Below are 20,915 nucleotides of genomic sequence, written 5' to 3'. Positions count from 1 at the left end.
CTTCTGCACCGCGTTCGCGGTATTGAAGCAGTACTGCGGCTGGCCCTTCGCACACGCCCGGCACTGCCCGCACACCGCACGCCAGTTCAAAATCACCCGGTCACCCGGGGCGACCTCCGTGACACCCTCACCCACCGCGGAAACAACACCCGTGGCCTCATGGCCCAGCAGATACGGGAACTCATCACCAATCCCGCCCAGCTTGTAATGCAGATCCGTGTGGCACACCCCGCACGTCAGGACATCCACCAGCGCCTCACCCGGACCCGGATCCGGCACCAGGATCGTCTCCACCGACACCGGAGCGTCCTTCGCCCTGACAACAACAGCCTTGACTTTATGAACCATGAGTTAATGTTCCTTTCGGGTGTACTGCGGCGGTCACAATTGACCGGTCACTCTTGCGAAGGCCTCAACGCTGTCCTCGCGGGGAGCGTGCGGTGGCCGTCGGATGTCTTTGAGGCTTCGGGGCAGCGGCCCAAGAGGCGGCTGATATGCCGTTGATATTTGTGAGCCAAATAACTGATATATAAGCGATCGTATGCGGCGGATTTGCTGACGTCAACGTACCCGATCCACTCGGCAAAGGTGGACGTGTTCCATGACGGCGCAGTTTAGGAAAGCCCGGTGACTTACGTCGTCATAGCCTTGTAGGGTCGGTGCATCAGCTTCCAGTGGAAGTGTTCTGTATAAGGAGAAGTCATGGCCGTTAGCGATGAAATGCAGATCCTGGGCGAGTGGTGCGAGCAGTTAGCGAGGGCGTTGCAGATCCCTGATCTCGACGTCGATCAAGAGCTGCTGCTGGATCTGGCGAGGAAATCTGCGGATTCAGTAATTCATGCTGCAGCGCCGGTGACAGCCTTCATGGTGGGCTACGTGGCCGGCCATGAAGCCGGAAGAGGAAACGCTGGTTCTGAGGGGTCCAGATCGGCGACCGCCCGGGCCGCAGACATCGCGTTCGGGCTGTGCGAGCAGCGAGCCAGCAGTCAGTCGGTCTCGGGGCCGGAACAGAAAAAACAGTCCTGATAGTCGCAGTCATCAACGGAGCGTTCTTCATCCGATTCCGTTTCAACCGGTGTCTTTGTGGGCGCCGATGCCATATGAGATGCCTTTCCTAGTGTGGGCCGCGAGTGCGTTTCTATAAGTGGCCCAGCGTTAGAGCGGCCGGCTCCCCGTCGTTTCGGGAGCCGGCCGCATCGTACTCAGTGTTGCTTGTCCCCGCCCGGATCAAGCTCACTCTTGGCGCACCGTTCATCGCATTCGTGCTTGGTCACCAGATCGAACTGGACGCCGCCGTGCTGTTCGACCCCACTGCGAATGGAGCGCTCGACGACGGAGGTCACCAACCGCGCGCGCAGCGACAGCGGGTCCCGGCGCAGGTCCCTCGTGAGTGCAAAGCACATCAGGAACATCACAAGCACGAAGGGCAGGGCTGACACGATGGTGATCCGTTGCAGTCCGGCGAGTGCCTCGGCAGGCTTGTCACCGCCGGCGAGGAGCATCACTGCGGCGACGGCTCCCGTGAGGGCACCCCAGAAGATGACGACTCCGCGGCGTGGTTCTTCAGCACCGTCGGAGCTGAGCGATCCCATCACGATGGAGGCCGCATCGGCGCCGGTGACGAAGAAGATGGCCACCAGGACCATCGCCAGGACGGCGACCGCGCCGGCAATGGCGTTGGGCAGGGGCAGGTGGTGGAGCAGGTCGAACAGGGCGCCGTCGAAGGAAATCGAGGGAGTCCCGTCGACGATCTTGGCCAGGCCATCGCCGGTGTCCGGGGTGGCATCTGCGGTGGCTTGGATGTTGATGGCGGCCCCGCCAAAGATGCCGAACCAGATCACGCTGACGACGCTGGGGACCAGCAGGACGCCGGTGACGAACTGGCGGATGGTGCGGCCACGGCTGATGCGGGCGATGAACAGGCCGACGAAGGGCGTCCAGGAGACCCACCAGGCCCAGTAGAAAATGGTCCAGCCGGACATCCACGTGCGCAGGGCGTCATCGCCGACGGCCTCAGTCCGGGAGGCCATCTCGGCCAGGTCCCGTGCATAGTCGCCGACGGCCGCCGGGATCAGGTTCAGGATGAAGAGCGTTGGCCCGGCCACGAACACGATGATGGCCAGGACTGCAGCCAGGACCATGTTGATGTTGGAAAGCCACTGGATGCCGCGGCTGATGCCGGAGACCGCCGAGGCCACGAAGCAGGCTGTAAGCACGGCCACGATAACCACGAGCACGGGAGTGGCAAGCTGGCCGCCGATCCAGCCGTTGGACGCCATGCCGCTGCCGATCTGCAGGGCACCGAGTCCGAGCGATGCGGCGGTTCCGAAGAGTGTGGCGAAGATGGCCAGCATGTTGATGACCTTGCCGAGGGGGCCTTCCACCCTGCGGATGCCGAACAGCGAAGTGAAGACCGTGGAAATGAGCTGCTTGCGGCCGAGGCGGTAGCTTCCGTAGGCCATGGCAACGCCTACCACCGCGTACATGGCCCACGGGTGCAGGGTCCAGTGGAAGATCGAGGTTGCCATCGCCGTCTGGACTGCCGCGGGAGTCTGGCCGTCCACGGTGCCCGGCGGCGGGGAGATGTAGTGGTAAAGCGGCTCGGCCACGCCGTAGAACATAAGGCCGATGCCCATGCCTGCCGCGAACATCATCGAGACCCACGAGACCATGGAGTACTCGGGCTTTTCCGCGTCTTTCCCCAGCGGAATGTTGCCGAAGCGGCTGATCGCCAGCCACAGCACGTAGACCACGAACAGCGAGGAGAGGGCAACGAACAGCCAGCCCGTGTTTTTCATGACCCAGTCAAGGACCACTTGGGACGTGGAGGCCAGGTTCTCTCGGCCGGCAAAGCCCCAGATTACAAAGGCCACCGTGAGCAGTCCGGCGACGCCGAAGACTACTTTGTCAATGCCTCCCTTCCGGAACAGCTGGCTGCTGCGCCGCGCTTCTTCGTGTTCTGATTCGGTTTCCCGCAGGGCCTGAAGGATTTGCAGGTCTTCCTGGGGAGTTTCAGGTTCTCGTTCCAACGCCGGTTCCACCCCCGAGGCCCGGTCGTCTTCACTGCTTTCATCGATAGTGACGTCACTATTGATTGTCATGAGGGGTTTCCTTAACTGAATATGTGGGGCGGCTTAGCCGTGGCCGTTGGCGGTTACGCCCGGCGTCCGGTTCGGCTCGTCCTCGGAGTCGATGGTCATGACGGTCGCCGTCGACGGTCCTGACCTCGTGAATGCGGATCGGCAGTTCGCCGGAGCGTTGCCTATTTGGTTCCGCAGTAATCAACACACTTCGCCTTCAGCAACAGAGTGCGCCAGCTCACACGCGTTGTCAAGAACATTTCTCTTGCACCGCCACCTCTTGACAGCGGGCCTATGATGCTGAGTCTGTTGCCTATCGTGAGTCCTGTTGCGCAAAAGCAGTTTCCAGAAACCTCGAGGCCGCAGGCGCCGAGGGGCAGTGCGACGCCTAAAACTTCATCGAAGGAGAAGGTCTGCGTGGTCCTCTGCGGCGCCAACGCCGACCCGAGTGACCTGGTGCAGGGGCCGATCTAACGCCGCGTGTAACCCATGTTGGCGCTGATCCGCAGGCCGGCCTGCCCCAGGCCCTCGATGAGGCCGGGTGTCTTCTCCGGGTCGAAGCGGAAGGCCGGGCCGGAGATGCTGACCGCGCCGATCACCGTTCCCAGGTGGTTGTAGACCGGCACCGCCATGGAGTTCAGCCCTATTTCGAACTCCTCGAGGACCACTGCATAGCCGTCGTGGGCGACGTCGATCAGCTGCTTTTCGAGTTTGTCGCGCCTGGTGATGGTCCGCGGCGTCCGGGCCGGCAGCCCTGTCTCTTTCAGGATGCGCTCCCGTTCATCTGCGGTCAGCGCTGCGAGCAGGACTTTCCCGCTCGACGTCGCGTGCAAGGGAGTCAGGCTTCCCACCCAGTCGTAGGTGGCCAGAGTTGATGGCCCCATCGCCTGGTCCACGTTGACGGCGTAATTGGATCGTAAAACGGCGAGGTTGACGGTTTCCTTGAATTCCTCGGCCAGGTTTTCGAGTACCGGGCGTGCCTCGCGGACCAGGCTCAGCCGGCCGGGAATGGAACTGGCGAGCCGCAGGATGCCAAACCCCAGCTGATACTTGCCCCGTTCGCTGTTCTGATGAACCATCTCCCGGACTACGAGCGAACCGAGCAGCCTGGAAACTGTCGACTTGTGGATGCCCATTTCCTCGGCGATTTCGCTCACGCCTGCATGGCCGTCGCGGGCCAGTATCTCCAGCACAGCGAGCGCCCTGTCGACGGACTGGACGCCGCCCTGCTGGCCGCCCTCGCCCTCGGCGTCGGATTCAAGGACATTGTTCGAAGCCATGTCCTGATCCTATGCCGGGAAGTGTGACGGGGCCCACATCGCGTTAAGCCGGGTAACGGCGTCGGGCGTCATGCTCAATCAGCCCAGCTCAAGGCGCATGAGCACCCGCGGGAAGCCGTTGAGGACGGAGCCGGTGTCGGCGGCCTTGGTGAAACCGGCCTTCTCGAAGAGTTTGCGGGTGCCCACGTAGGCCATGGTGAGGTCCACCTTCTTGCCTTCGTTGTCCACCGGATAACCCTCGATGGCAGGCGCGCCGTAGGAGCGCGCAAAGTCGACGGCGCCCTGCAACAGCCGATGGGAGATTCCCCTTCCCCGGTACCCCGGCCGGACCCGGATGCACCACACCGACCACACGTCCAGATCGTCCACGTGCGGGATCCGGCGGTTGCGGGCGAAGCTGGTGTCGGCGCGCGGATGGGCGCCTGCCCACCCGACTACCTCGCCGCCGTCGTACGCCAGCACCCCAGGTGGCGGATCCTGCTTAAGCAGTTCCTGGACCAGGTCCCCGCGGGCCGTGCCCTGCAGCTCAACGTTCTGCTTTGACGGGATGCGGTAGCTCAGGCACCAGCACACGGTCGCATCGGGCCGCTTGGGCCCCACCACCGCTTTCACGTCCTCAAACTGCGTTGCCGGACGAACTTCGATCGCCATGCCGCCAGTTTCCCTAGCGCAGGCCGTTGCTATGCGCCAAGGCGATCGCCTCGGTGCGCGACGTGGCGCCGAGCTTGCGGTAGATGTTGCGGAGGTGGAACTTCACGGTGTTCTCGCTGACGTGCAGCTTGGCCGCAATCGCCCGGTTGCGCTGCCCGGCTGCGAGCAGCTGCAGGACCTCGAGTTCGCGGTCGCCCAGGTTCCAGGCAGCGACGTCGGGCAGCTTGCGCCCGGGCGGGTCCAGCGGAAGTGTGACGGCGACGTCGGCACCCCACCCCTGCATCAAGTCAATCGTCATCCGGCCGTCCAGGACCTCCACCCGTTGCGCCAGGCGGGCGATGCTGGGGGCCTCGGCGGAAAGGCTGCCCAGGCCGTCATCGCGGACGTTGATGAGGAGGTTCTCGCCGTCGCAATCCCACTGGGTGCGGATGCGCCGCACGTCCGGCTGTTCAACCATGGCCAGCACGAGGCCCCTGACGATGGCCCGGGCAGCATGCGCAACTTCCCCGGGAAGTGCCCGGCCATTGACCGGCGGCTCGATGAACTGGACGTCGATGCCGCTGAAGTGCATGAGCGGGCGAAGATCCTCACGGAGGCGCTGGAACGCCGTCGCAACAGGTTCTTCGACGAGTTCTGTAGTGCGGTCGTTTAGGGTCCGCAGTTCCACCAGGGCCTTGGCGGCGACGTCCGTGGCGGACTTCCGTGCCACCTCGTCAGTCAGGGAGGGGGAGCGCAGCGCCGCGAGCAGGGTCTCCAGCGTCGTCGAATGCCGGTCCACCAACTCCGCCGTCACCCTGACCCGTTCGGCGGACGCCGCCCGGGATTCGATGAGATACGACGGCGGTGCATCCGCCACCTTTTCGCGGATACGCTCGGCCGCGAGGGTCCACAGGTAGCGGACCAGCCATGGCACCGGAACTTCCTGCCCGGAAAGTCCCGCACCGGCTTCGCCCGCCACCGGCTGGGGATCGACCAGAACCAGAAGCGCATTTGTGGGCGAGGGGAGGGCAAGGACAGGGCGCTCCCGACCGCCGATCGGTGTCCGGCCATGCCACGTTTCGCTTTCTGAAAGTGTCGCCCGGATGGCGTCTAGTTCGGCGATGGACACCTGGCTGATGACGGCCTCGTCGCCGGACTTCTTCTGCGGCCGGCCCGTGCAGTCTTCGGTAAAGATCACCAGGGCGCTGCTCCGCAGGTAAGGGAGGGTGGCCTGGTGCAAGCGCTGTGCAATCTGGGACAGCGGAGCCGCGGACAGCCGCGCGATCGCCTGAAGCAGGGGCTTCAGGCCTTCGGCGGTCTCGGGCGCGGAGGGAGGGCTGGTGGCTTCGGTGATAGCGGACACCCGTCCATTGTATTGGAATCCGTGGCGATGCCTATCCCTTTGGGTGGGTTAAACCGTCCGATCATGCCGTGGCGCCCACCCGTTTAGCATCCGAAGATGGAAAGGCAATATCGTCCCGAAGGAGGTAACCCTTGAGTGTCATCACCGACACCCTTCCCGCCGCACCGGCAGGAACGTCCACCGCAGTTCCGGCAGCAGCGGTCACCAGGAACCAGCTCCTGGTCCTGGATGAGATCCAGCGGACCGCCGCCCGGGTGGATCCGGAGCAGGTTGCCGCCCTGGCGTCGGAAATCAAGGACGCAGAACGGATCTTCGTCACGGGCGCGGGCCGCAGCGGCCTCGTCCTGAAGATGGCCGCCATGAGGCTCATGCACCTGGGGTTGACGGTGCACGTGGTGGGCGAGACCACCGCACCCGCCATCCGCACCGGAGATGTCCTGCTGGCCGCCTCCGGCTCCGGCACGACGTCAAGCGTCGTGAAGGCAGCCCAGACCGCTGCCGCCCAAGGCGCGCGGGTGGCCGTCTACACCACGAACCCCGGTTCCCCGCTCGCGGAGTCGGCGTCCGCCGTCGTTGTAATTCCGGGAGTCCAGAAGACGGATCACGGGTCAGCAGTCTCGCGCCAGTACTCAGGGAGCCTGTTCGAGCAGGTGCTGTTCATCACCACCGAGGCAGTGTTCCAAAGCCTCTGGGATGAGGATGCCGCAGCTGCGGAAGACCTCTGGCTGCGCCACGCAAACCTCGAGTAGCGCTGCGGCTCCGAACCCAGCAAGCCCCTCACGCCACCAATTCACCAAAAACCCTCTCAAATCAAGGAAAAACACATGAAACTGCAAGTCGCAATCGACCTCCTCACCACCGAAGCCGCCCTCGAACTTGCCGGCAAGGTGGCCGAGCACGTTGACATCATCGAGCTCGGAACGCCCCTGGTGAAGAGCGAAGGGCTTTCCGCAATTACCGCCATCAAGAACGCCCACCCGGACAAGATCGTTTTCGCGGACCTCAAGACGATGGACGCCGGCGAACTCGAAGCCGACATCGCCTTCAAGGCCGGCGCCGACCTGATCACCGTGCTGGGCGCCGCCGACGACTCCACCATCGCCGGTGCCGTCAAGGCAGCCAAGGCCCACAGCAAGGGTGTCGTTGTGGACCTGATCGGCATCAAGGACAAGGTGACCCGCGCCAAGGAAGTCCGCGCCCTGGGCGCGAAGTTCGTCGAGATGCACGCCGGCCTGGACGAGCAGGCCCAGCCCGGCTACAACCTGAACGTGCTGCTGAGCGCCGGCGAGGAAGCCCGCGTCCCGTTCTCCGTCGCCGGCGGCGTGAACCTCTCCACGATCGAAGCCGTCCAGCGGGCGGGCGCCGATGTGGCCGTCGCCGGCGGTGCCATCTACAGCGCCGCTGACCCGGAACTGGCCGCCAAGGAACTGCGCGCGGCGATCATCTAAGTCTGGTCCAGCTGCAGGGCGGGCGTGCCGAAACGAACCGTACTTAGGTGAGTTTCGGCGCGCCCAACCAGCTGGCAGGAAAAGTGATGCCTTCCTCCGAACACCGGCCTGCTGCTGCCGTCCGGGAGCTCGACGGCGGCCCGAACGCCGTCGGGCAGGTCCACTTCGAGCGTGAACTGCCCGTGCCCAAGCGTCCAGGCAACGCTGATGCGGCCTTGGGAAGTTACGACGGCGGCGCTGGCCGACGTGATTCCGCCGCCGGGTTGCGGGGCGATAGTCACCCGCCGGTAGGCGGTCTCCTCCGGTGCCGGATCCTCCGGCAGGCGGATGCCGGCCATGTGGGTGTACAGGAACGACCCCACCGCGCCCTTGCTGTAATGGTTCAGGGAACCGCGGGCACCCTGGTCCGTCACCCCGTCCCACCACTCCCACATGGTGGTGGCACCGGCCTCCAACATTCCCAGCCAGGAAGGCGTCCCGGTGGAGAGCAGCAGCTCGTAGGCGACGTCCAGGTAACCGTGGTCGGCAAGGACGGGCAGCAGCAGCCCCGTGGCCAGGAACCCGGTGCCGAGCCGGCTCCCGTTGCCGCGGATTAGCTCCACCAGCCGGGCCGCCGTCCTGTGCGCAAGAGCTTCCGGCACCAGCCCGAAGGCCAGGGCACGAACATGGTGCCCCTGGGACTCCTCGCCCAGGATGCCGTTTTGGTCCAGGTACTCCATCCGCCAGGCGGCCAGCACCTGCTCTGCCAGGGCTCCATATTTTGCTGCCGCGGCCGCGTCCCCCAGCACCTTGGCAGCACCTGCCAGGACGCTGGCGGAGCGGAACAGGTAGGCCGTGGCGACGATCCCGTGGTCCCGTGACGGGTCCGGTTTGGGCGGGGCTGTCCGGCTCGAGCCACTCCCCGAAATGGAAGCCGGTGTCCCACAGGAACTCCTCGTGCGCCAGCGGCACGGGACGCCGGCCGGACCGTTCCGGATGGCGGGCGCCGGCCGCGGCCGCGGCAGCGTAGTCGACCCATCCGCGCATGGACGGGAACGCCCGGGCCAGCGCCAGCTTGTCCCCATAAGCTCGCCAGAGGGACCACGGGACGAGCACGGCGGCATCACCCCAGCCGGCCGAGCCCGCGGCCATGTCTTCGAAGGCGTTGCCGGAGGGGCCGTCGCCGGCGGGGTTGGGCACGATCGTGGGCACCCGCCCGTCGGGCCGCTGGTCGGCCGCGAGATCCCTGAGCCACTTTTCGCTGAACGCGGCAACATCGAACATCAGGGCCGCCGTGTCCACGAAAACCTGCCAGTCGCCCGTGAAGCCCGACCTCTCCCGTTGCGGGCAGTCGGTGGGCACCTCGCAGGCATTGCCGCGGAAGCTCCAGGAGATGGCGTCATGCAGGGCGTTCAGCCGCGGATCGCTGCATTCAAACCAGCCGGTGCGGTCGAGGGGTGTGTGCACCACGACGGCGGCGATGTCCTCGGCAGCGAGGGGCCCGGGTTGGCCCTCGACCTGGACGTAGCGGAAGCCGTGTGTGGTGTGCCGGGGCTCGAAGACGTCCTCCGGCCGGCCGGCAGAGACAGCCTCGTCGACCTGTCCGGCAGGCAAAGGCGTCTTGGTGGCGAAGTTGAAGGCCCGAAGGTTCTCTGTTGAAACCAGCCCGGCATCGTCCAAAACCTCGCCATGCCGGAGGACCGTCCGCGTCCCTTCCGGCCCCAGGCTGCCCAGCCGGACCCAGCCGTTAATGTTCTGCCCGAAATCGACGACGGTGATGCCCGGCGCCGGGGTTGCCACCGCGACGGGTGGCAACTCCTCGATGCGCCGCGCCGGCGGCGAGACCGGCCGGACCAGCCGGGAGCGGTCCTCGTTCAGCGGACCGGCTGGCCGGACCACCGGAACCCAGCCCTCCGCCGTCGTTCCCGCTGTCCCGGCAGAGCCGGACGGGCTGAGCCAGGCAGGATCGTGGCGGCGGAAATCGGTGGTCTGCCCGTCCATCAGGTCGGCGCGGGTGATGTGGCTTTCGCGGCAGAGCCAGCTTTCGCCGGTGCTGAGGAAAGTCTCCGTGCCGGGGGCGTTGGTGACCGAGGCCAGGAAGGCGGTCTCGGTGCCGAAGCCGTCCGGCCGGCGCTCGAAGCCGTGCCTGCCACGGAACCACCCGTCCGACAGCAGGGCGGCAACAACGTTTTCGCCGCTGACCAGCAGCTCGGTGATGTCCCACTGCTGCACCTGGAGTCGCTTCCGGTAGGACGTGAAGCCCGGAGCCAGTTCGTCCTCGCCAACGCGCGTTCCATTGACGAAGAGCTCGTAGATGCCGTGGGCGGTGGCATGCACAACAGCCCGTTCATTGGCAGCCTTCGGGGCGTCCGGGGTCCAGTTGAAGGTACCCCGGAGCCAGTAGGCGGGCCGGTTGCCGGCCTTCGTGCAGCCCGTCTCTACGGGGGAAATCCAGGCGGCATCACGGAGGGCATTCTGGATGGAGGTGTGGGAAGTGGTGGCAGTCACGGTTTCTCCTTGAAAAGTGTGCTCAAAGAGTAGCCGATAAAAACCGAGTACGCACTGTTTTTATCCGCGGTCCTCCGCCGGATCAGCTTGGCCGGTCCACGCTGCCCAGTCCCGGGGATCCACCGAGGGCCTGCCGAGCAGGTAGCCCTGGCCTCTGGCGATTCCCAATTCCACAACGGCGGCGAGTTCCTCTGGGCTCTCGATTCCTTCCGCGGACAGTGTCGCGCCAGTCTGCTCGGCCAGTGCGAAAACGAAGGGGGGTGTGGCTGGCTGGTGTCCTGAAGCGACGGCACCGGCGAGGAAGTCGCGGTCGACTTTGATGATGTCGGGGAGCAGATGGAGGATCTGCTTCGCCGAGGTGGCCGCCGGTCCGGAGCCGTCCACGGCCAGACGCACACCGTGTTGGCGCAGCGGGCTCAGGACCGCGGTGAGGGCCGTCAGGTCCCGGTCCGTTATGTCGCCCATGATTTCGATGACTATCCTGCCCGGGTCGACGGTCCCTCCCAGCATCAGTGCCTGAACGCGGGGATCGGCGCAGGCGGTGGGGCTGAGGTTGAATGACGCGAAAATGTGTGGCGGAATTTCTCCTGCCGCGGAAAGAGCGAGGTGCAGGGCTGCAATTTCCAGGTCCGGCCCCAGTCCCATAGCCGCGGCTCCCCGGAACCAGACGTCTGCACTGGTCCCTTCATGGCTGACGAACCGTGCCAGCGCCTCAACCCCGATCACTTCTCCGCCCGGCAGTTGCCTGATGGGCTGGAAGGCCGTCAGCAGCATCCTCTTTCCCGGTGCGGCCGGGGTATGCCCGGAAGAATCCTCCGATGATTCCTCATGTGAAGAATCGGGGACGTTCCTGGTGCTGATCAGGTGGTGCAGCAGCGCCTGTTCGGGGTCGTCCATGTGGGCCGCCAGCAGGTGGAGCAGTTGCTCCCTGGCCCAGGCCTTCTGCGGATCGGAGTCTGCCAGGACATCGCTGATGATCTCCAGCACCTGGCGCCGGAGTGTTTCTCCGTCCACGTTGCGGAAAAATTGCGGTGTATGTTCACCGTCCTGAGACGACTCGTCCATGGCCTTCACATTACTCCTCGGTAGTTGATGCCGCGATCGAGGGGACGCCGGAGCTGTGGCCGTCCTTTACGTTGAAGCAGTTCGGGCCGCTACCCTAAAGCGGTGCGGACGAGGCGAAAAACAGGCAGCTACGAGGTAGGCAGGACCAAGCGCGCGGAGATTCTGGACGCTGCCACGCGGCTCTTTGCAGCTTCTGGCTATCACCGGGTGCCGCTGTCGCAGGTTGCTGCCGACGTCGGACTCAGCGAAAGCGGCCTGCTGCACCACTTCCGCTCCAAGAAGCACCTTCTGCTGGCGGTCGCCGAGCGGCGGCTGGAGCAGACTGCGCTGTGGTGGAGCTCCGTCCAGGCCGACGGCGGTGACGATCCGCATGAACTGTTCCGGTCCATGGTGGAATCCACACGCAGGCTTGTGGCGGAGCCGGGGCTGATCGAGCTCTTCGTGCTGGTTTCGGCTGAAGCCGCTGATCCGTCCACCCCGGCCCACCAGCTGTACGGCAAGTGGTATGAGCAGGCCGTGAACGAGACCGCGATGCTCCTCGCCCGCGGGGTAGAGCGTGGCTTCTTTCGGCCGGATACCGATGCCCAGGCAATCGCGCGGGAAATTATTGCCGTCAGCGACGGGCTGCAGCTGCAGTGGGTACTCTCCGGAGGTGGGCTGGATCTGGTCGAAGGGATCCGGGACTACGCCCGCCGGCTGGCCCGCTCGGTTCTGGTAAACGGGGACGACGGCGAACCAAGCCTCTGAGGGCCGGGAACCCTAGGCGCCGGGCGCCTTAACCAACTGTAGGAACCCTTCCAGGTGCGCGGCCATGTCCACGGACTCGTCGTATAGCCACGCCAGCTGGACGCCTTCGATCAGCGCAGCGATTTGCCGCGCCAGAACGGCGGGATCGAGGCCCGGCAGAATGCGGCCGGCCACAACCTCCCGCTCGATCTCTGCATGCAGTGAGCCGATGATGTCCTCGTCGCGGCGCCGGATGAAGTCGTGGGCCGGATGGTCCGGGCGGACGGCCTCGGCGCGCAGGGTGGCATCCAGTTGGATCACGCCGCGGATCGCGGCGTTGTGGCGCATCACCTCCGGCACGGTTTCCAGCAGGCCCTGTTCCTCCAGCAGCGTGCGCCGCCAAGGGCCTTCCTGCTCCTCGCGCCGGACCAGGACGGCCTCCAGCAGTGCGTCCTTGCTCCCGAAATGGTGCAGCAGCGCGGTGTGGCTCGTCCCGATTTCCTCGGCGATCTGGCGGATCGACAGTCGCTGGAAGCCCTTTTCCGCGAAAACCGCAAAGGCCGCGTCCACCAGCTCGGCCCGCTTGCGCTCGCCGTTGGCGTAGGGTGCCCGCCGGCCGCTGCGGGCCGGCTGCCGTGCCGTCGTCTCCGTCATGCTGCGCCTCCTCCCGGCCGTGGCCGCCTTGGCCGAAGTTTGCCTTCCACGAGATTACCAAGTTTCTTTTCCACTTTGGTCAAGAAATTCCTCCCAAAGTATTCCAAGTTGGAATATGTTTCCCTAAGGTGGAGCTCAACCGCAGAAAGGAAATTCCATGACAGGCCTCCAGCACTTCCCCGACAACTTCCTCTGGGGTGTGGCCACGGCGGCCCACCAGGTGGAGGGGAACAACACCAACAGCGACACCTGGCTCCTCGAACACCTGCCGGGCACGATCTTCGCCGAGCCGTCCGGGGATGCCATCGACCACTACCACCGCTACCGCGAGGACATCGCCCTGATCGCCTCGCTCGGATTCACCACCTACCGCTTCTCGCTGGAGTGGGCGCGCATCGAACCCGAGGAAGGTCACTTCTCCATCGCGGAACTCGACCACTACCGGCGGGTGCTTGAAACGTGCCACGAGCACGGGCTGACCCCGGTGGTCACCTACCACCACTTCACCTCACCACGCTGGCTTCTGGCCGCGGGAGGCTGGGAGGACGAAGCCACGCCGGAACGCTTCGCGCGCTACTGCAGCCGCGTGACGGAACACCTCGGCGACCTCATCGGCGTCGCCTGCACCCTCAACGAACCCAACCTGCCGTGGCTCCTCAAGGCCCTCGGCATCGGCGGCGAACCGGCGGAGCGGCGCGCGGACGTGCCGCTCTGGTCGGCGGCGGCGGAGCGGCTCGGCATTGCAGCAGCCAGGGTTGCGCCCTTCCAGTTCACCGTGTCCGACGCCGGCTTCGACACCAAGCTGGCGGCCCATCGCGCCGGACGGGACGCCATCAAAGCGCACCGGCCGGAGCTGCTGGTCGGCTGGACCCTCGCGAACTCCGACATCCAGGCGGCCGAGGGCGGCAAGCACGTGGCGGACCAGGTGCGGCGGGACGTCAACGAACGCTTCCTCGAAGCATCCCGCGGCGATGACTTCGTGGGCATCCAGACCTACGGCCGGACCGTGTTCGGCCCCGACGGCGTGGCCCCGGCTCCCGATGGCGCAGCCACCAACGCGATGGGGGAGGAGATCTACCCGCAGGCCCTCGAGGTGACCATCCGCGAGGCCGACCGGATCGCCGGCATCCCCGTCATGGTCACCGAGAACGGGCTGGCCACGGACGATGACACCCAGCGGGTGGAGTACCTCCGCGCGGCAGTCGCGGGGGTCGCTGCCTGCCTCGCCGACGGCATCGACGTCCGCGGCTACATCGCCTGGACGGCCTTCGACAACTTCGAGTGGATCTTCGGCTACCGGCCCAAGTTCGGCCTTATCGCCGTCGACCGCACCACCCAGGAGCGCACCCCCAAGCCCAGCGCCCACTTCCTCGGCGGCGTGGCGCGGGCTGCCCAGGAGCGGCTCACCACGGTGAGCTGAAACAGCCCCAACAAAAGCCCGACGGCGGTCCACACCTCATGGTGGGGCCGCCGGCGGCCGTGGCTAACGCCTGGCCGAGATCCCCTCCGTGGGCTGCGCGTTGTAGCCCAGGTTTCGGGAGACCGCCCTTGCTGCCGCCTGGACGGCCGGCGCCAGGACATTGGGGGGAGTGCCGCCGTCGGGAACCACGATGGACAGCGCTGCGGCCACGGACCCTTCGGCATCAAAAATCGGCGAGGCGACGGACACCGTCCGGGACGGCGCGGACCTCCGGATCATGGCGACGCCGGTGCGCCGTACATCGGACAGGGTGCGCCGCAGCTGCCCCTCCGGCATGGCGTCCACGCCGGCCTCCGCGTCCGGCGGCTGCCGGATGACCGCTTCCTGGAATGCCGCGTCGGCGCCGGCCAGCAGCACCAGGCCCACCGCCGTCGACCGCAGCGGCGCCCGGCCGCCCACCCGGTACGCCACCTCGGTGGCCTCCTTCGAGGACAACCGCTCGATGAGCACGGCCTCGCCCTTGTCCCGGACGGCCAGCAGCACGTGGTGCCGCGTCACCGCAAAAAGGTCCTCGAGGTACGGCAGGGCGATCTCCCGGACGCCGTGCCCGCGGGGCGACAGGGACGCCACCTCCCATAGCCGCACGCCCACGACGTAACGCCCGTCCTCTAGCCGCTCCAGGGCACCCCACGCCACGAGCCGGGCAATGAGGCGCAGCGCCGTCGGCGCCGGCATGCCGGCATGGCGGGCCATCTCGGAAAGCGTCAAGGCCCGACGGCGGTCGGTGAATACAGCGAGCAGGCTTAGCGCCCGGTCAATCACCGGTTCACCTTGTTTAGGGCGCTTCCCGCGCTGCCGAGCTTCGGCTTCCGGTCCTGCAGCTTCCAGTCCTGCTTCTTCCGCCACTGCCATCCCTTCGTTCAGCCCTCGAGTCGTTCAACTGAGTGACCAGCACCACAATATCGTTTCAACCAATGAAATTCCCGTGTGGCCCATGGGCCTGTCCCAAGGATTCTTGAAGAAGCCGGTCACCGGAAGCCATCTGACGAGAGGGCGCCGACCGAACGGCCCGCGATGCAGTCGATGCCGACCGCGGCGGGTCCCGGCCCCCAGATGTTGATTCCCGTTCGTCATCGACAATGCAAAGGCGCACCAACATGAAACTCCTTACAACCCCTGCCCGCCGGAGCGCGGCCGTCCTGGCCGGTGTGCTCCTCATGAGCTCGCTCACCGCCTGCGGCGGCGGGACCCAGGCGGCATCCACCGTCAACAAGGACGCCCTGACCATCGCCGTCGAGAGCGACAGCGCCTCCTTCGGCTTCGATCCGCTGCGCGTTGCCGACGCCCAGCGCCAGTTCTTCGAAGGCCTCTACGAAAACCTCATGACCCTGCAGGCAGACGGTTCCGTGGGGCCGGGCCTGGCCACGGCCTTCAGCTACAGCGACGACAACACGGTCCTGACCCTGACCCTCAAGGAAGGCGTGACCTTCACGGATGGCTCCACCCTGGACGCCGCACTGGTCAAGGCCAACCTCGACCGCCGCGCCGATACCGCACTGAGCACCTATTCCGCCATTGCCAAGGGCGGGGCGCAGGAGGTTACCTCGGTGACCGTCGTCAGCCCCACGAAGGTGGCCATCAAGTTCGCCAAGCCGCAGCCGGGCTTCGAAAAGAACCTCGCGTCCACCATGGGCATGATCGTGGGCAAGAAAGCCTCCACGAACACCGCCAGTCTCGCCACCACCCCGGACGGTTCCGGCCCGTACACGCTGGACACCACGGGCACGGTCAAGGGCAACAAGTACGTGTTCACCAAGAATGAGAAGTACACGGACGCCGCCAAGTACCCCTACAAGAAGATCACCTTCACCGTCATCCAGGACCCCCAGGCCCGCGCCAACGCCCTGGTGTCCGGCCAGGCCGACGTCGCGTCGCTGACCTCGCCCACGGTGGACTTCGCCAAGTCCAAGGGCGTGGGCGTGTCCCAGATCGGCGGCACCGTGCAGACCATGATTTCCTTCGACAAGACCGGCAAGACGGCCCCCGCCTTCGCCAAAGAGAAGGTCCGCCAGGCCATCCAGTACGCCATCAACCGGCAGTCCCTGGTGGACGCCCTGCACAAGGGCGACGTCCCCGCCTGGAACGCCCTGCCCAAGGACAACCCCGGCTTCACCGAGGAGCTGAACACCAAGTTCGCCTACGATCCGGCGAAGGCCAAGAGCCTGCTGGCGGAGGCCGGTTACGCCAACGGCTTCGAGTTCACCATCATCGCCGGCGCCCAGACCCAGACTGACCTGCAGGCCGTCCAGAAGGACCTGGCCGCCGTCGGGATCAAGATGAACGTCAAGCTGGCCGCCACCACTGACGAGGCGTTCGCCGCCGTGGCCACGACGCCGCTCGGCTACGCGCCGATGAGCTGGGACAACCCGGTCGGTCTGATGTACGGGGCCATCCTGGACGGCTTCACAAACGTGCAGAAGGCAACGGATGCACAGCTCACCGCCGCCACCGGCGAGGTGGCCGCGGCCAAGGACGACGCCGCGAAGAAGGCCGCGCTGACCAAGCTGAACACGCGCCTGGTGGAATCCGGCTGGATGATCCCGCTCTATGAGTCCCTCACCAACCAGGGCTACAACACCAAGAAGGTCCAGCAGGTGAAGTTCGCAGGCACGAACGCCTACCCGCTGCTGTCCTCCTACGCGCCCACCAACTGATCCACCTAAGGCCCGGACGCCTTCCCTCCACGGAAGGCGTCCGGCCCGAGCAATCCAGATTCTGACCAATGGAGGTCTCCATGGCAATGTTCGTCGCTAAGCGCCTGCTGATGGCGCTGGCCACCGTGCTGGTGGTGGCGGTGCTGGCGTTCCTGCTGGTCCACGCCATGCCGGGCAGCCCCGGTGCTGTATCCCTCGGCGCGGGTGCCTCGCAGGAGGCCATCGAAGAGCTCAACCAGCGCCTCGGCTGGAACGATCCCCTCTTCGTCCAGTTCTTCCGCTGGCTGGGCGACGCCGTCCAGGGCAACTTCGGGGCCTCGCTGATTGATGGCCGGTCCGTCAGTGCCGACCTCGCAAGCCGGCTCCCCGTCACGGCGTCCCTTGCCGCCGGCACCACGGTGCTGAGCGCCATCCTGGGCATCGCACTGGGAGTCACCGCCGCGGTCAGGGGCGGGCTGCTGGACCGGATCCTCGGAGGTTTCGTCGGACTCCTGGTGGCGCTGCCGCCCTTCTGGATCGGCATCATCTTCGTCTACCTGTTCGCCGTCCAGTCCTCGGTCTTTCCGGCCACCGGCTACGTTCCGTTTGAGGTGTCGCCGCAGGACTGGGCGCTGTCCCTTGCGCTGCCCATCATCACCCTCGCCGTCGGCGCGGCCGCGTTCCTTGCCCGGCAGACCAGGGCCTCCATGCTCGAAGCCCTGCAGCAGGAACACATCCGTACCCTGCGCGCCACGGCGACGCCCACCTGGAAGATCCTCTACATCCACGCACTGCGGTACGCCAGCCTCCCCATTGTTGCCGGCATAGCCCTGCAGTTCATGGGCCTGTTCGGCGGATCCGTGATCGCGGAGCAGCTGTTCGCCATGCCGGGCCTGGGCCAGGCCGTGCAGGCCTCGGTCAGCACCCATGACGCCCCCGCCGTCCAGGGCGTGGTGGTCATCGCCACGATCGTGGTGGTGGCCGTGAACCTCCTGCTGGAACTTGCTACCAAATTCCTTGACCCGAAGTTGCGTGCCTCATGATTCCCTCCATTGCACCCACTGCAGCCCCGCGGAAGACCGCCCTGGCGAAGTTCTCCGGGCACCGCCTCCTCACGTCCCCCGGCGGCCTTGCCGGAACGGTGTGGCTTGCCGCCCTCGTGCTGGCCTCCCTGACGGCACCGTTGTGGCTGCCGTACAAGACCGAGGACCAGGATTTCACCGCCGTGCTCTCCGGTCCCAGCGTGGTCCACTGGCTGGGGACCGACGAACTGGGCCGTGACCTGCTCAGCCGGATTTTCTCCTCGGCCGCCGAAACGCTGGGGACGTCGCTCATCACGGCGGTGGTCGGCGTCGGGCTGGGAACCATCCTGGCCATGGCCGCCGCGGCGTCCTTTCGGGCGGAAGGAATCATCAGCCGCATCACCGAGATCATGATGTCGCTGCCCGGAACCGTCATCATGCTGGCGGTCATCGGGGCTGTGGGCATCAACATCCCGCTGATCATGGCCATCCTCGGCGTACTGATCTCCTCCGGGATTTACCGCGTGATGCTCGGCCAGGCCAAGTCCCTGCAGTCGCAGCTCTACGTCGACGCCGCCAAGGTGGACGGCGTCGGTCCGCTGGGCATCGGCCTCCGGCACGTGCTGCCCGGTCTGGCCAATACCATCGTGGTGCAGTCGGCGCTGATTTTCGCCGTCGGCATGCTCATCCAGGCCGGCCTCGCCTTCATCGGTTTCGGTCCGCCGCTGCCGAAGCCCAGCTGGGGTGGCATGATCCAGAGCGCCTCGCAGCACGTCTACGACGCCCCCTGGCTCATGGTCCCCACGGGCGCGGTGCTGGCCCTGACCGTCCTGTCCGCCAACGCCATCGGCAACGCGCTGGGCAAGGCCCCGAACGCCACGGCGTCGCACCTGCCCTCTGCGGCCATCCGCCGGAAGCGCGCGGCGGATGCGGCCGCATCCGCTGCCGCCGCTCCCGCCGGTGATAATCTGCCCGCTGCCGGCCAGCTCAGCGTCCGCGGCCTCTCGGTGGGGGTCGACGGCGGCACCCCGCTGGTCACGGATGTCACCTTTGACGTCGCACCCGGTACCGTGCTGGGACTCGTAGGGGAGTCGGGCTGCGGCAAGACCATGACCGCGTTGTCCCTGCTCGGACTGCTTCCGTCAGGTGTTTCCGTGTCCGCCGGACAGATCCTCTGGAACGGAAAGAACCTGGCGTCGGCCACGGAGAAGGACCTGGAAGGCATCCGGGGCCGCGACATCGCGCTGATCTCGCAGGAACCCATGCGGGCCCTCGACCCCATGTTCACGGTGGGCTACCAGCTGACGGCTGCCGTCCGCCGGCTCGGGAGGGCCGGCAAGGCCGAAGCCCGGGCCGAGGCGCTCAGCCTGCTGGAAAAGGTGGGCATCGTCGACGCCCGGCGGATCCTCAGGTCCTACCCGCACCAGATCTCCGGCGGCATGGCCCAGCGCGTGGCCATTGCGCTGGCGCTGTCCGGAAAGCCACGGCTGCTGGTGGCCGACGAGCCCACCACCGCCCTCGACGTCACCGTCCAGGCCGAGATCCTCTCACTGCTGCGCTCGCTGGTGAAGGACACCGGCATGTCCGTGGTGATGGTGACCCACGACCTCGGAGTGGTCGCGGACATTTGCGACAACGTCGCCGTGATGTACGCGGGCCAGGTGGTGGAGAGCGGCCGGACCGCCAGCATCCTGGACAACCCTCGCCACCCTTACACCCTTGCGCTGCTGGCCGCGGATCCGCACGCCAACACCGCCCACGACATGCCGGAGCGCCTCGCCACCATCAAGGGGCAGGTGCCGCAGCCCAAGGACTGGCCCGCCGGCTGCCGCTTTGCCGCCCGCTGCCAGTTTGCTGGCTCCGCCTGCACCATTCCCGTTCCGTTGCTTCCCTCCGGCTCGGAGGACGGCGAGGTCCGCTGCGTCAAGGCGGACGAGCTGGCTGTGGAAGGCCTCGAATGGGTAGCCACCGATGTGCCCACCCACCGCGTACTCGAGATCGTTGAAAAGGACATGGCATGAGCATCAGCACCGTTGAACGCGAGGACGCCGAAGCAGTCCTGTCGGCACCGGCCATGCTGGAGGTCAAAGACCTGGTGGTCCGCTACGGCCATGGCCGCAAGGCGGCCTCGGCGCCGGCCGCCGTCGACGGCGTAAGCCTCACCATCCGGCCCGGCGAAACCGTGGGCCTGGTGGGGGAGTCGGGCTCGGGGAAGTCCACCATCGGCAAGGCGATCCTTGGCCTCCAGAAGGTGTCCGGCGGCTCCATCAGCTTCCAGGGCAGCGACATCACCCATGCCGGCTCCTCGCGCCGGCAGGAACTCGGCGGGGAACTGCGCGCTGTCTTCCAGGACCCCAACTCGTCGCTCAACCCGCGGAAAACCATCGGCGCCTCGCTGGCCGAGCCGCTGCGGGTTCGCGGCGTCTCAGCCGCCGAGGCACGGACCCGGTCCGAGGACATGCTGGAACGGGTCGGGCTGCCCCGCGAGGCCGTGGACCGGTACCCCAGCCAGTTCTCCGGAGGCCAGCGGCAGCGCATCTCCGTAGCGCGCGCCCTGATCTGCGAACCGAAGCTCGTGGTGTGCGACGAGGCTGTGAGCGCCCTGGACCTCTCCACCCAGGCCCAGGTGCTGAACCTCCTCGCCGACCTGCGGGACGAGCGCGGCCTGAGCTACCTTTTCATCGCGCACGACATCTCAGTGGTCCAGTTCCTGGCGCAGCGCGTGGTGGTGCTCTACCGCGGTCAGGTCATGGAGGAAGGGCCAGCAGCGGCAGTCACCGAAAACCCGAAGCACCCGTTCACCCAGGCCCTCGTGGCGGCGTCCCCGGTGCCACGTCCCGCGGAGCAGGCCGAACGGCGGAAGCTGCGCGAGTCGCTGGGCGTCCGGACAGCCGCAGCCGTGGCCGCCTCGGCAGGCGGCTGCCCGTTCAGCCAGCGCTGCCCGCTCGCCACCGAGCTGTGCACCGCCGAACGCCCGGCCCTGCGCATAGTCGGTCAGTCCGACGTCGCCTGCCACTTCGCCTGAACCCTTTTGACCCGCCACAAAC

18 protein-coding genes and 1 pseudogene are annotated in these 20,915 nt (G+C 66.4%); 9 read left to right on the top strand and 10 right to left on the bottom strand.

Features of this window, described 5'->3' with window-relative positions; genetic code table 11:
- On the bottom strand, window positions 1–348 hold a 348-nt coding region (locus J7I85_RS24035; protein WP_214858232.1), incomplete at its 3' end, for an alcohol dehydrogenase catalytic domain-containing protein.
- A gap of 354 nt (window positions 349–702) precedes the next feature.
- Between J7I85_RS24035 and J7I85_RS24030 the strand changes: the two genes are divergently transcribed.
- Window positions 703–1,026 (top strand): DUF6457 domain-containing protein, encoded by a 324-nt coding sequence (locus J7I85_RS24030; protein ID WP_214858223.1) that lies wholly within the window; start codon window positions 703–705, stop codon window positions 1,024–1,026.
- A gap of 176 nt (window positions 1,027–1,202) precedes the next feature.
- On the opposite strand, the gene J7I85_RS24025 is transcribed toward J7I85_RS24030, so the two are convergent.
- From J7I85_RS24025 to J7I85_RS24010, 4 genes are all read right to left on the bottom strand, one after another.
- Complete coding sequence (locus J7I85_RS24025) at window positions 1,203–3,101, bottom strand: BCCT family transporter (protein ID WP_214858221.1); 1,899 nt, start codon at window positions 3,099–3,101, stop codon at window positions 1,203–1,205.
- Window positions 3,102–3,550: 449 nt separating this feature from the next.
- Window positions 3,551–4,360 carry an IclR family transcriptional regulator gene (locus J7I85_RS24020; RefSeq protein ID WP_214858219.1) on the bottom strand — a complete coding sequence of 270 codons (810 nt, stop codon included), beginning with the start codon at window positions 4,358–4,360 and terminating at the stop codon, window positions 3,551–3,553.
- Between the two features lie 78 nt (window positions 4,361–4,438).
- The gene (locus tag J7I85_RS24015; RefSeq protein ID WP_214858217.1) at window positions 4,439–5,011 is read right to left on the bottom strand and encodes a GNAT family N-acetyltransferase; all 573 of its coding nucleotides are present in this window, start codon (window positions 5,009–5,011) and stop codon (window positions 4,439–4,441) included.
- 13 nt (window positions 5,012–5,024) lie between these two features.
- Window positions 5,025–6,344: a response regulator transcription factor family protein gene (locus J7I85_RS24010; protein WP_214858245.1), complete on the bottom strand. Its 1,320-nt coding sequence runs from the start codon at window positions 6,342–6,344 to the stop codon at window positions 5,025–5,027.
- Window positions 6,345–6,484: 140 nt separating this feature from the next.
- Between J7I85_RS24010 and hxlB the strand changes: the two genes are divergently transcribed.
- Window positions 6,485–7,102 (top strand): 6-phospho-3-hexuloisomerase, encoded by a 618-nt coding sequence (hxlB, locus tag J7I85_RS24005; RefSeq protein WP_214858209.1) that lies wholly within the window; start codon window positions 6,485–6,487, stop codon window positions 7,100–7,102.
- A gap of 75 nt (window positions 7,103–7,177) precedes the next feature.
- A complete protein-coding gene (hxlA, locus tag J7I85_RS24000; protein WP_190608977.1) occupies window positions 7,178–7,801 on the top strand; it encodes a 3-hexulose-6-phosphate synthase in 624 nt (207 codons plus the stop codon).
- Here the strand turns inward: hxlA and J7I85_RS23995 are convergent.
- The 3 genes and pseudogenes from J7I85_RS23995 to J7I85_RS23975 form a co-directional block, all read right to left on the bottom strand.
- Window positions 7,798–8,865 (bottom strand): alpha-L-rhamnosidase C-terminal domain-containing protein, encoded by a 1,068-nt coding sequence (locus J7I85_RS23995; RefSeq protein ID WP_214858207.1) that lies wholly within the window; start codon window positions 8,863–8,865, stop codon window positions 7,798–7,800. The genes hxlA and J7I85_RS23995 overlap by 4 nt on opposite strands.
- Window positions 8,747–10,117 (bottom strand): annotated as a pseudogene (locus J7I85_RS25435) (family 78 glycoside hydrolase catalytic domain); the annotation flags it as partial. The pseudogene J7I85_RS25435 and the gene J7I85_RS23995, both read right to left, overlap by 119 nt.
- 231 nt (window positions 10,118–10,348) lie before the next feature.
- Window positions 10,349–11,353 (bottom strand): EAL domain-containing protein, encoded by a 1,005-nt coding sequence (locus tag J7I85_RS23975; protein ID WP_214858203.1) that lies wholly within the window; start codon window positions 11,351–11,353, stop codon window positions 10,349–10,351.
- Between the two features lie 102 nt (window positions 11,354–11,455).
- Here J7I85_RS23975 and J7I85_RS23970 point away from each other — a divergent pair, with 102 nt between their 5' ends.
- Window positions 11,456–12,100: a TetR/AcrR family transcriptional regulator gene (locus J7I85_RS23970; RefSeq protein WP_214858201.1), complete on the top strand. Its 645-nt coding sequence runs from the start codon at window positions 11,456–11,458 to the stop codon at window positions 12,098–12,100.
- A 12-nt stretch (window positions 12,101–12,112) separates the two neighbouring features.
- On the opposite strand, the gene J7I85_RS23965 is transcribed toward J7I85_RS23970, so the two are convergent.
- Entirely contained in the window at window positions 12,113–12,733 is a 621-nt protein-coding gene (locus tag J7I85_RS23965) for a TetR/AcrR family transcriptional regulator (protein ID WP_214858199.1), read from the bottom strand.
- A 157-nt stretch (window positions 12,734–12,890) separates the two neighbouring features.
- On the opposite strand from J7I85_RS23965, the gene J7I85_RS23960 reads away from it, so the two are divergent.
- Window positions 12,891–14,153, top strand: coding sequence for a glycoside hydrolase family 1 protein (locus J7I85_RS23960; protein WP_214858197.1), 1,263 nt, complete (start codon window positions 12,891–12,893; stop codon window positions 14,151–14,153).
- Window positions 14,154–14,216: 63 nt separating this feature from the next.
- On the opposite strand, the gene J7I85_RS23955 is transcribed toward J7I85_RS23960, so the two are convergent.
- The gene (locus J7I85_RS23955; protein WP_214858195.1) at window positions 14,217–15,065 is read right to left on the bottom strand and encodes an IclR family transcriptional regulator; all 849 of its coding nucleotides are present in this window, start codon (window positions 15,063–15,065) and stop codon (window positions 14,217–14,219) included.
- 245 nt (window positions 15,066–15,310) lie between these two features.
- On the opposite strand from J7I85_RS23955, the gene J7I85_RS23950 reads away from it, so the two are divergent.
- The 4 genes from J7I85_RS23950 (at window position 15,311) to J7I85_RS23935 (ending at window position 20,893) form a co-directional block, all read left to right on the top strand.
- On the top strand, window positions 15,311–16,867 hold the full coding sequence (locus J7I85_RS23950; protein WP_214858193.1) for an ABC transporter substrate-binding protein: 1,557 nt from the start codon (window positions 15,311–15,313) through the stop codon (window positions 16,865–16,867).
- Window positions 16,868–16,935: 68 nt separating this feature from the next.
- Window positions 16,936–17,889, top strand: a complete 954-nt coding sequence (locus J7I85_RS23945; protein WP_214858191.1) for an ABC transporter permease — start codon at window positions 16,936–16,938, stop codon at window positions 17,887–17,889.
- Window positions 17,886–19,889, top strand: a complete 2,004-nt coding sequence (locus J7I85_RS23940; RefSeq protein ID WP_214858189.1) for a dipeptide/oligopeptide/nickel ABC transporter permease/ATP-binding protein — start codon at window positions 17,886–17,888, stop codon at window positions 19,887–19,889. The genes J7I85_RS23945 and J7I85_RS23940 overlap by 4 nt, the downstream gene beginning before the upstream one ends.
- The gene (locus tag J7I85_RS23935) at window positions 19,886–20,893 is read left to right on the top strand and encodes an ABC transporter ATP-binding protein (RefSeq protein ID WP_214858187.1); all 1,008 of its coding nucleotides are present in this window, start codon (window positions 19,886–19,888) and stop codon (window positions 20,891–20,893) included. Before J7I85_RS23940 ends, J7I85_RS23935 begins: the two co-directional genes overlap by 4 nt.
- Window positions 20,894–20,915: the final 22 nt, after the last annotated feature.

The sequence above is a fragment of the Arthrobacter sp. ISL-65 genome (assembly GCF_018613795.1).
Classification (GTDB): Bacteria; Actinomycetota; Actinomycetes; order Actinomycetales; family Micrococcaceae; genus Arthrobacter.
This window is presented reverse-complemented; position numbering and strand designations above follow the sequence as displayed.

Excerpts from the sequence above, each read along its gene's own strand:
- J7I85_RS23975 (WP_214858203.1), bottom strand. The coding sequence starts at position 11,353 with ATGGACGAGTCGTCTCAGGACGGTGAACATACACCGCAATTTTTCCGC.
- J7I85_RS23995 (WP_214858207.1), bottom strand. The coding sequence starts at position 8,865 with ATGGGGACAAGCTGGCGCTGGCCCGGGCGTTCCCGTCCATGCGCGGAT.
- J7I85_RS24030 (WP_214858223.1), top strand. The coding sequence starts at position 703 with ATGGCCGTTAGCGATGAAATGCAGATCCTGGGCGAGTGGTGCGAGCAG.
- J7I85_RS23950 (WP_214858193.1), top strand. The coding sequence starts at position 15,311 with ATGAAACTCCTTACAACCCCTGCCCGCCGGAGCGCGGCCGTCCTGGCC.
- J7I85_RS23955 (WP_214858195.1), bottom strand. The coding sequence starts at position 15,065 with ATGGCAGTGGCGGAAGAAGCAGGACTGGAAGCTGCAGGACCGGAAGCC.
- J7I85_RS24025 (WP_214858221.1), bottom strand. The coding sequence starts at position 3,101 with ATGACAATCAATAGTGACGTCACTATCGATGAAAGCAGTGAAGACGAC.
- J7I85_RS23935 (WP_214858187.1), top strand. The coding sequence starts at position 19,886 with ATGAGCATCAGCACCGTTGAACGCGAGGACGCCGAAGCAGTCCTGTCG.
- J7I85_RS24015 (WP_214858217.1), bottom strand. The coding sequence starts at position 5,011 with ATGGCGATCGAAGTTCGTCCGGCAACGCAGTTTGAGGACGTGAAAGCG.
- J7I85_RS24020 (WP_214858219.1), bottom strand. The coding sequence starts at position 4,360 with ATGGCTTCGAACAATGTCCTTGAATCCGACGCCGAGGGCGAGGGCGGC.
- J7I85_RS23945 (WP_214858191.1), top strand. The coding sequence starts at position 16,936 with ATGGAGGTCTCCATGGCAATGTTCGTCGCTAAGCGCCTGCTGATGGCG.
- hxlA (WP_190608977.1), top strand. The coding sequence starts at position 7,178 with ATGAAACTGCAAGTCGCAATCGACCTCCTCACCACCGAAGCCGCCCTC.
- J7I85_RS23965 (WP_214858199.1), bottom strand. The coding sequence starts at position 12,733 with ATGACGGAGACGACGGCACGGCAGCCGGCCCGCAGCGGCCGGCGGGCA.
- J7I85_RS23960 (WP_214858197.1), top strand. The coding sequence starts at position 12,891 with ATGACAGGCCTCCAGCACTTCCCCGACAACTTCCTCTGGGGTGTGGCC.
- J7I85_RS23940 (WP_214858189.1), top strand. The coding sequence starts at position 17,886 with ATGATTCCCTCCATTGCACCCACTGCAGCCCCGCGGAAGACCGCCCTG.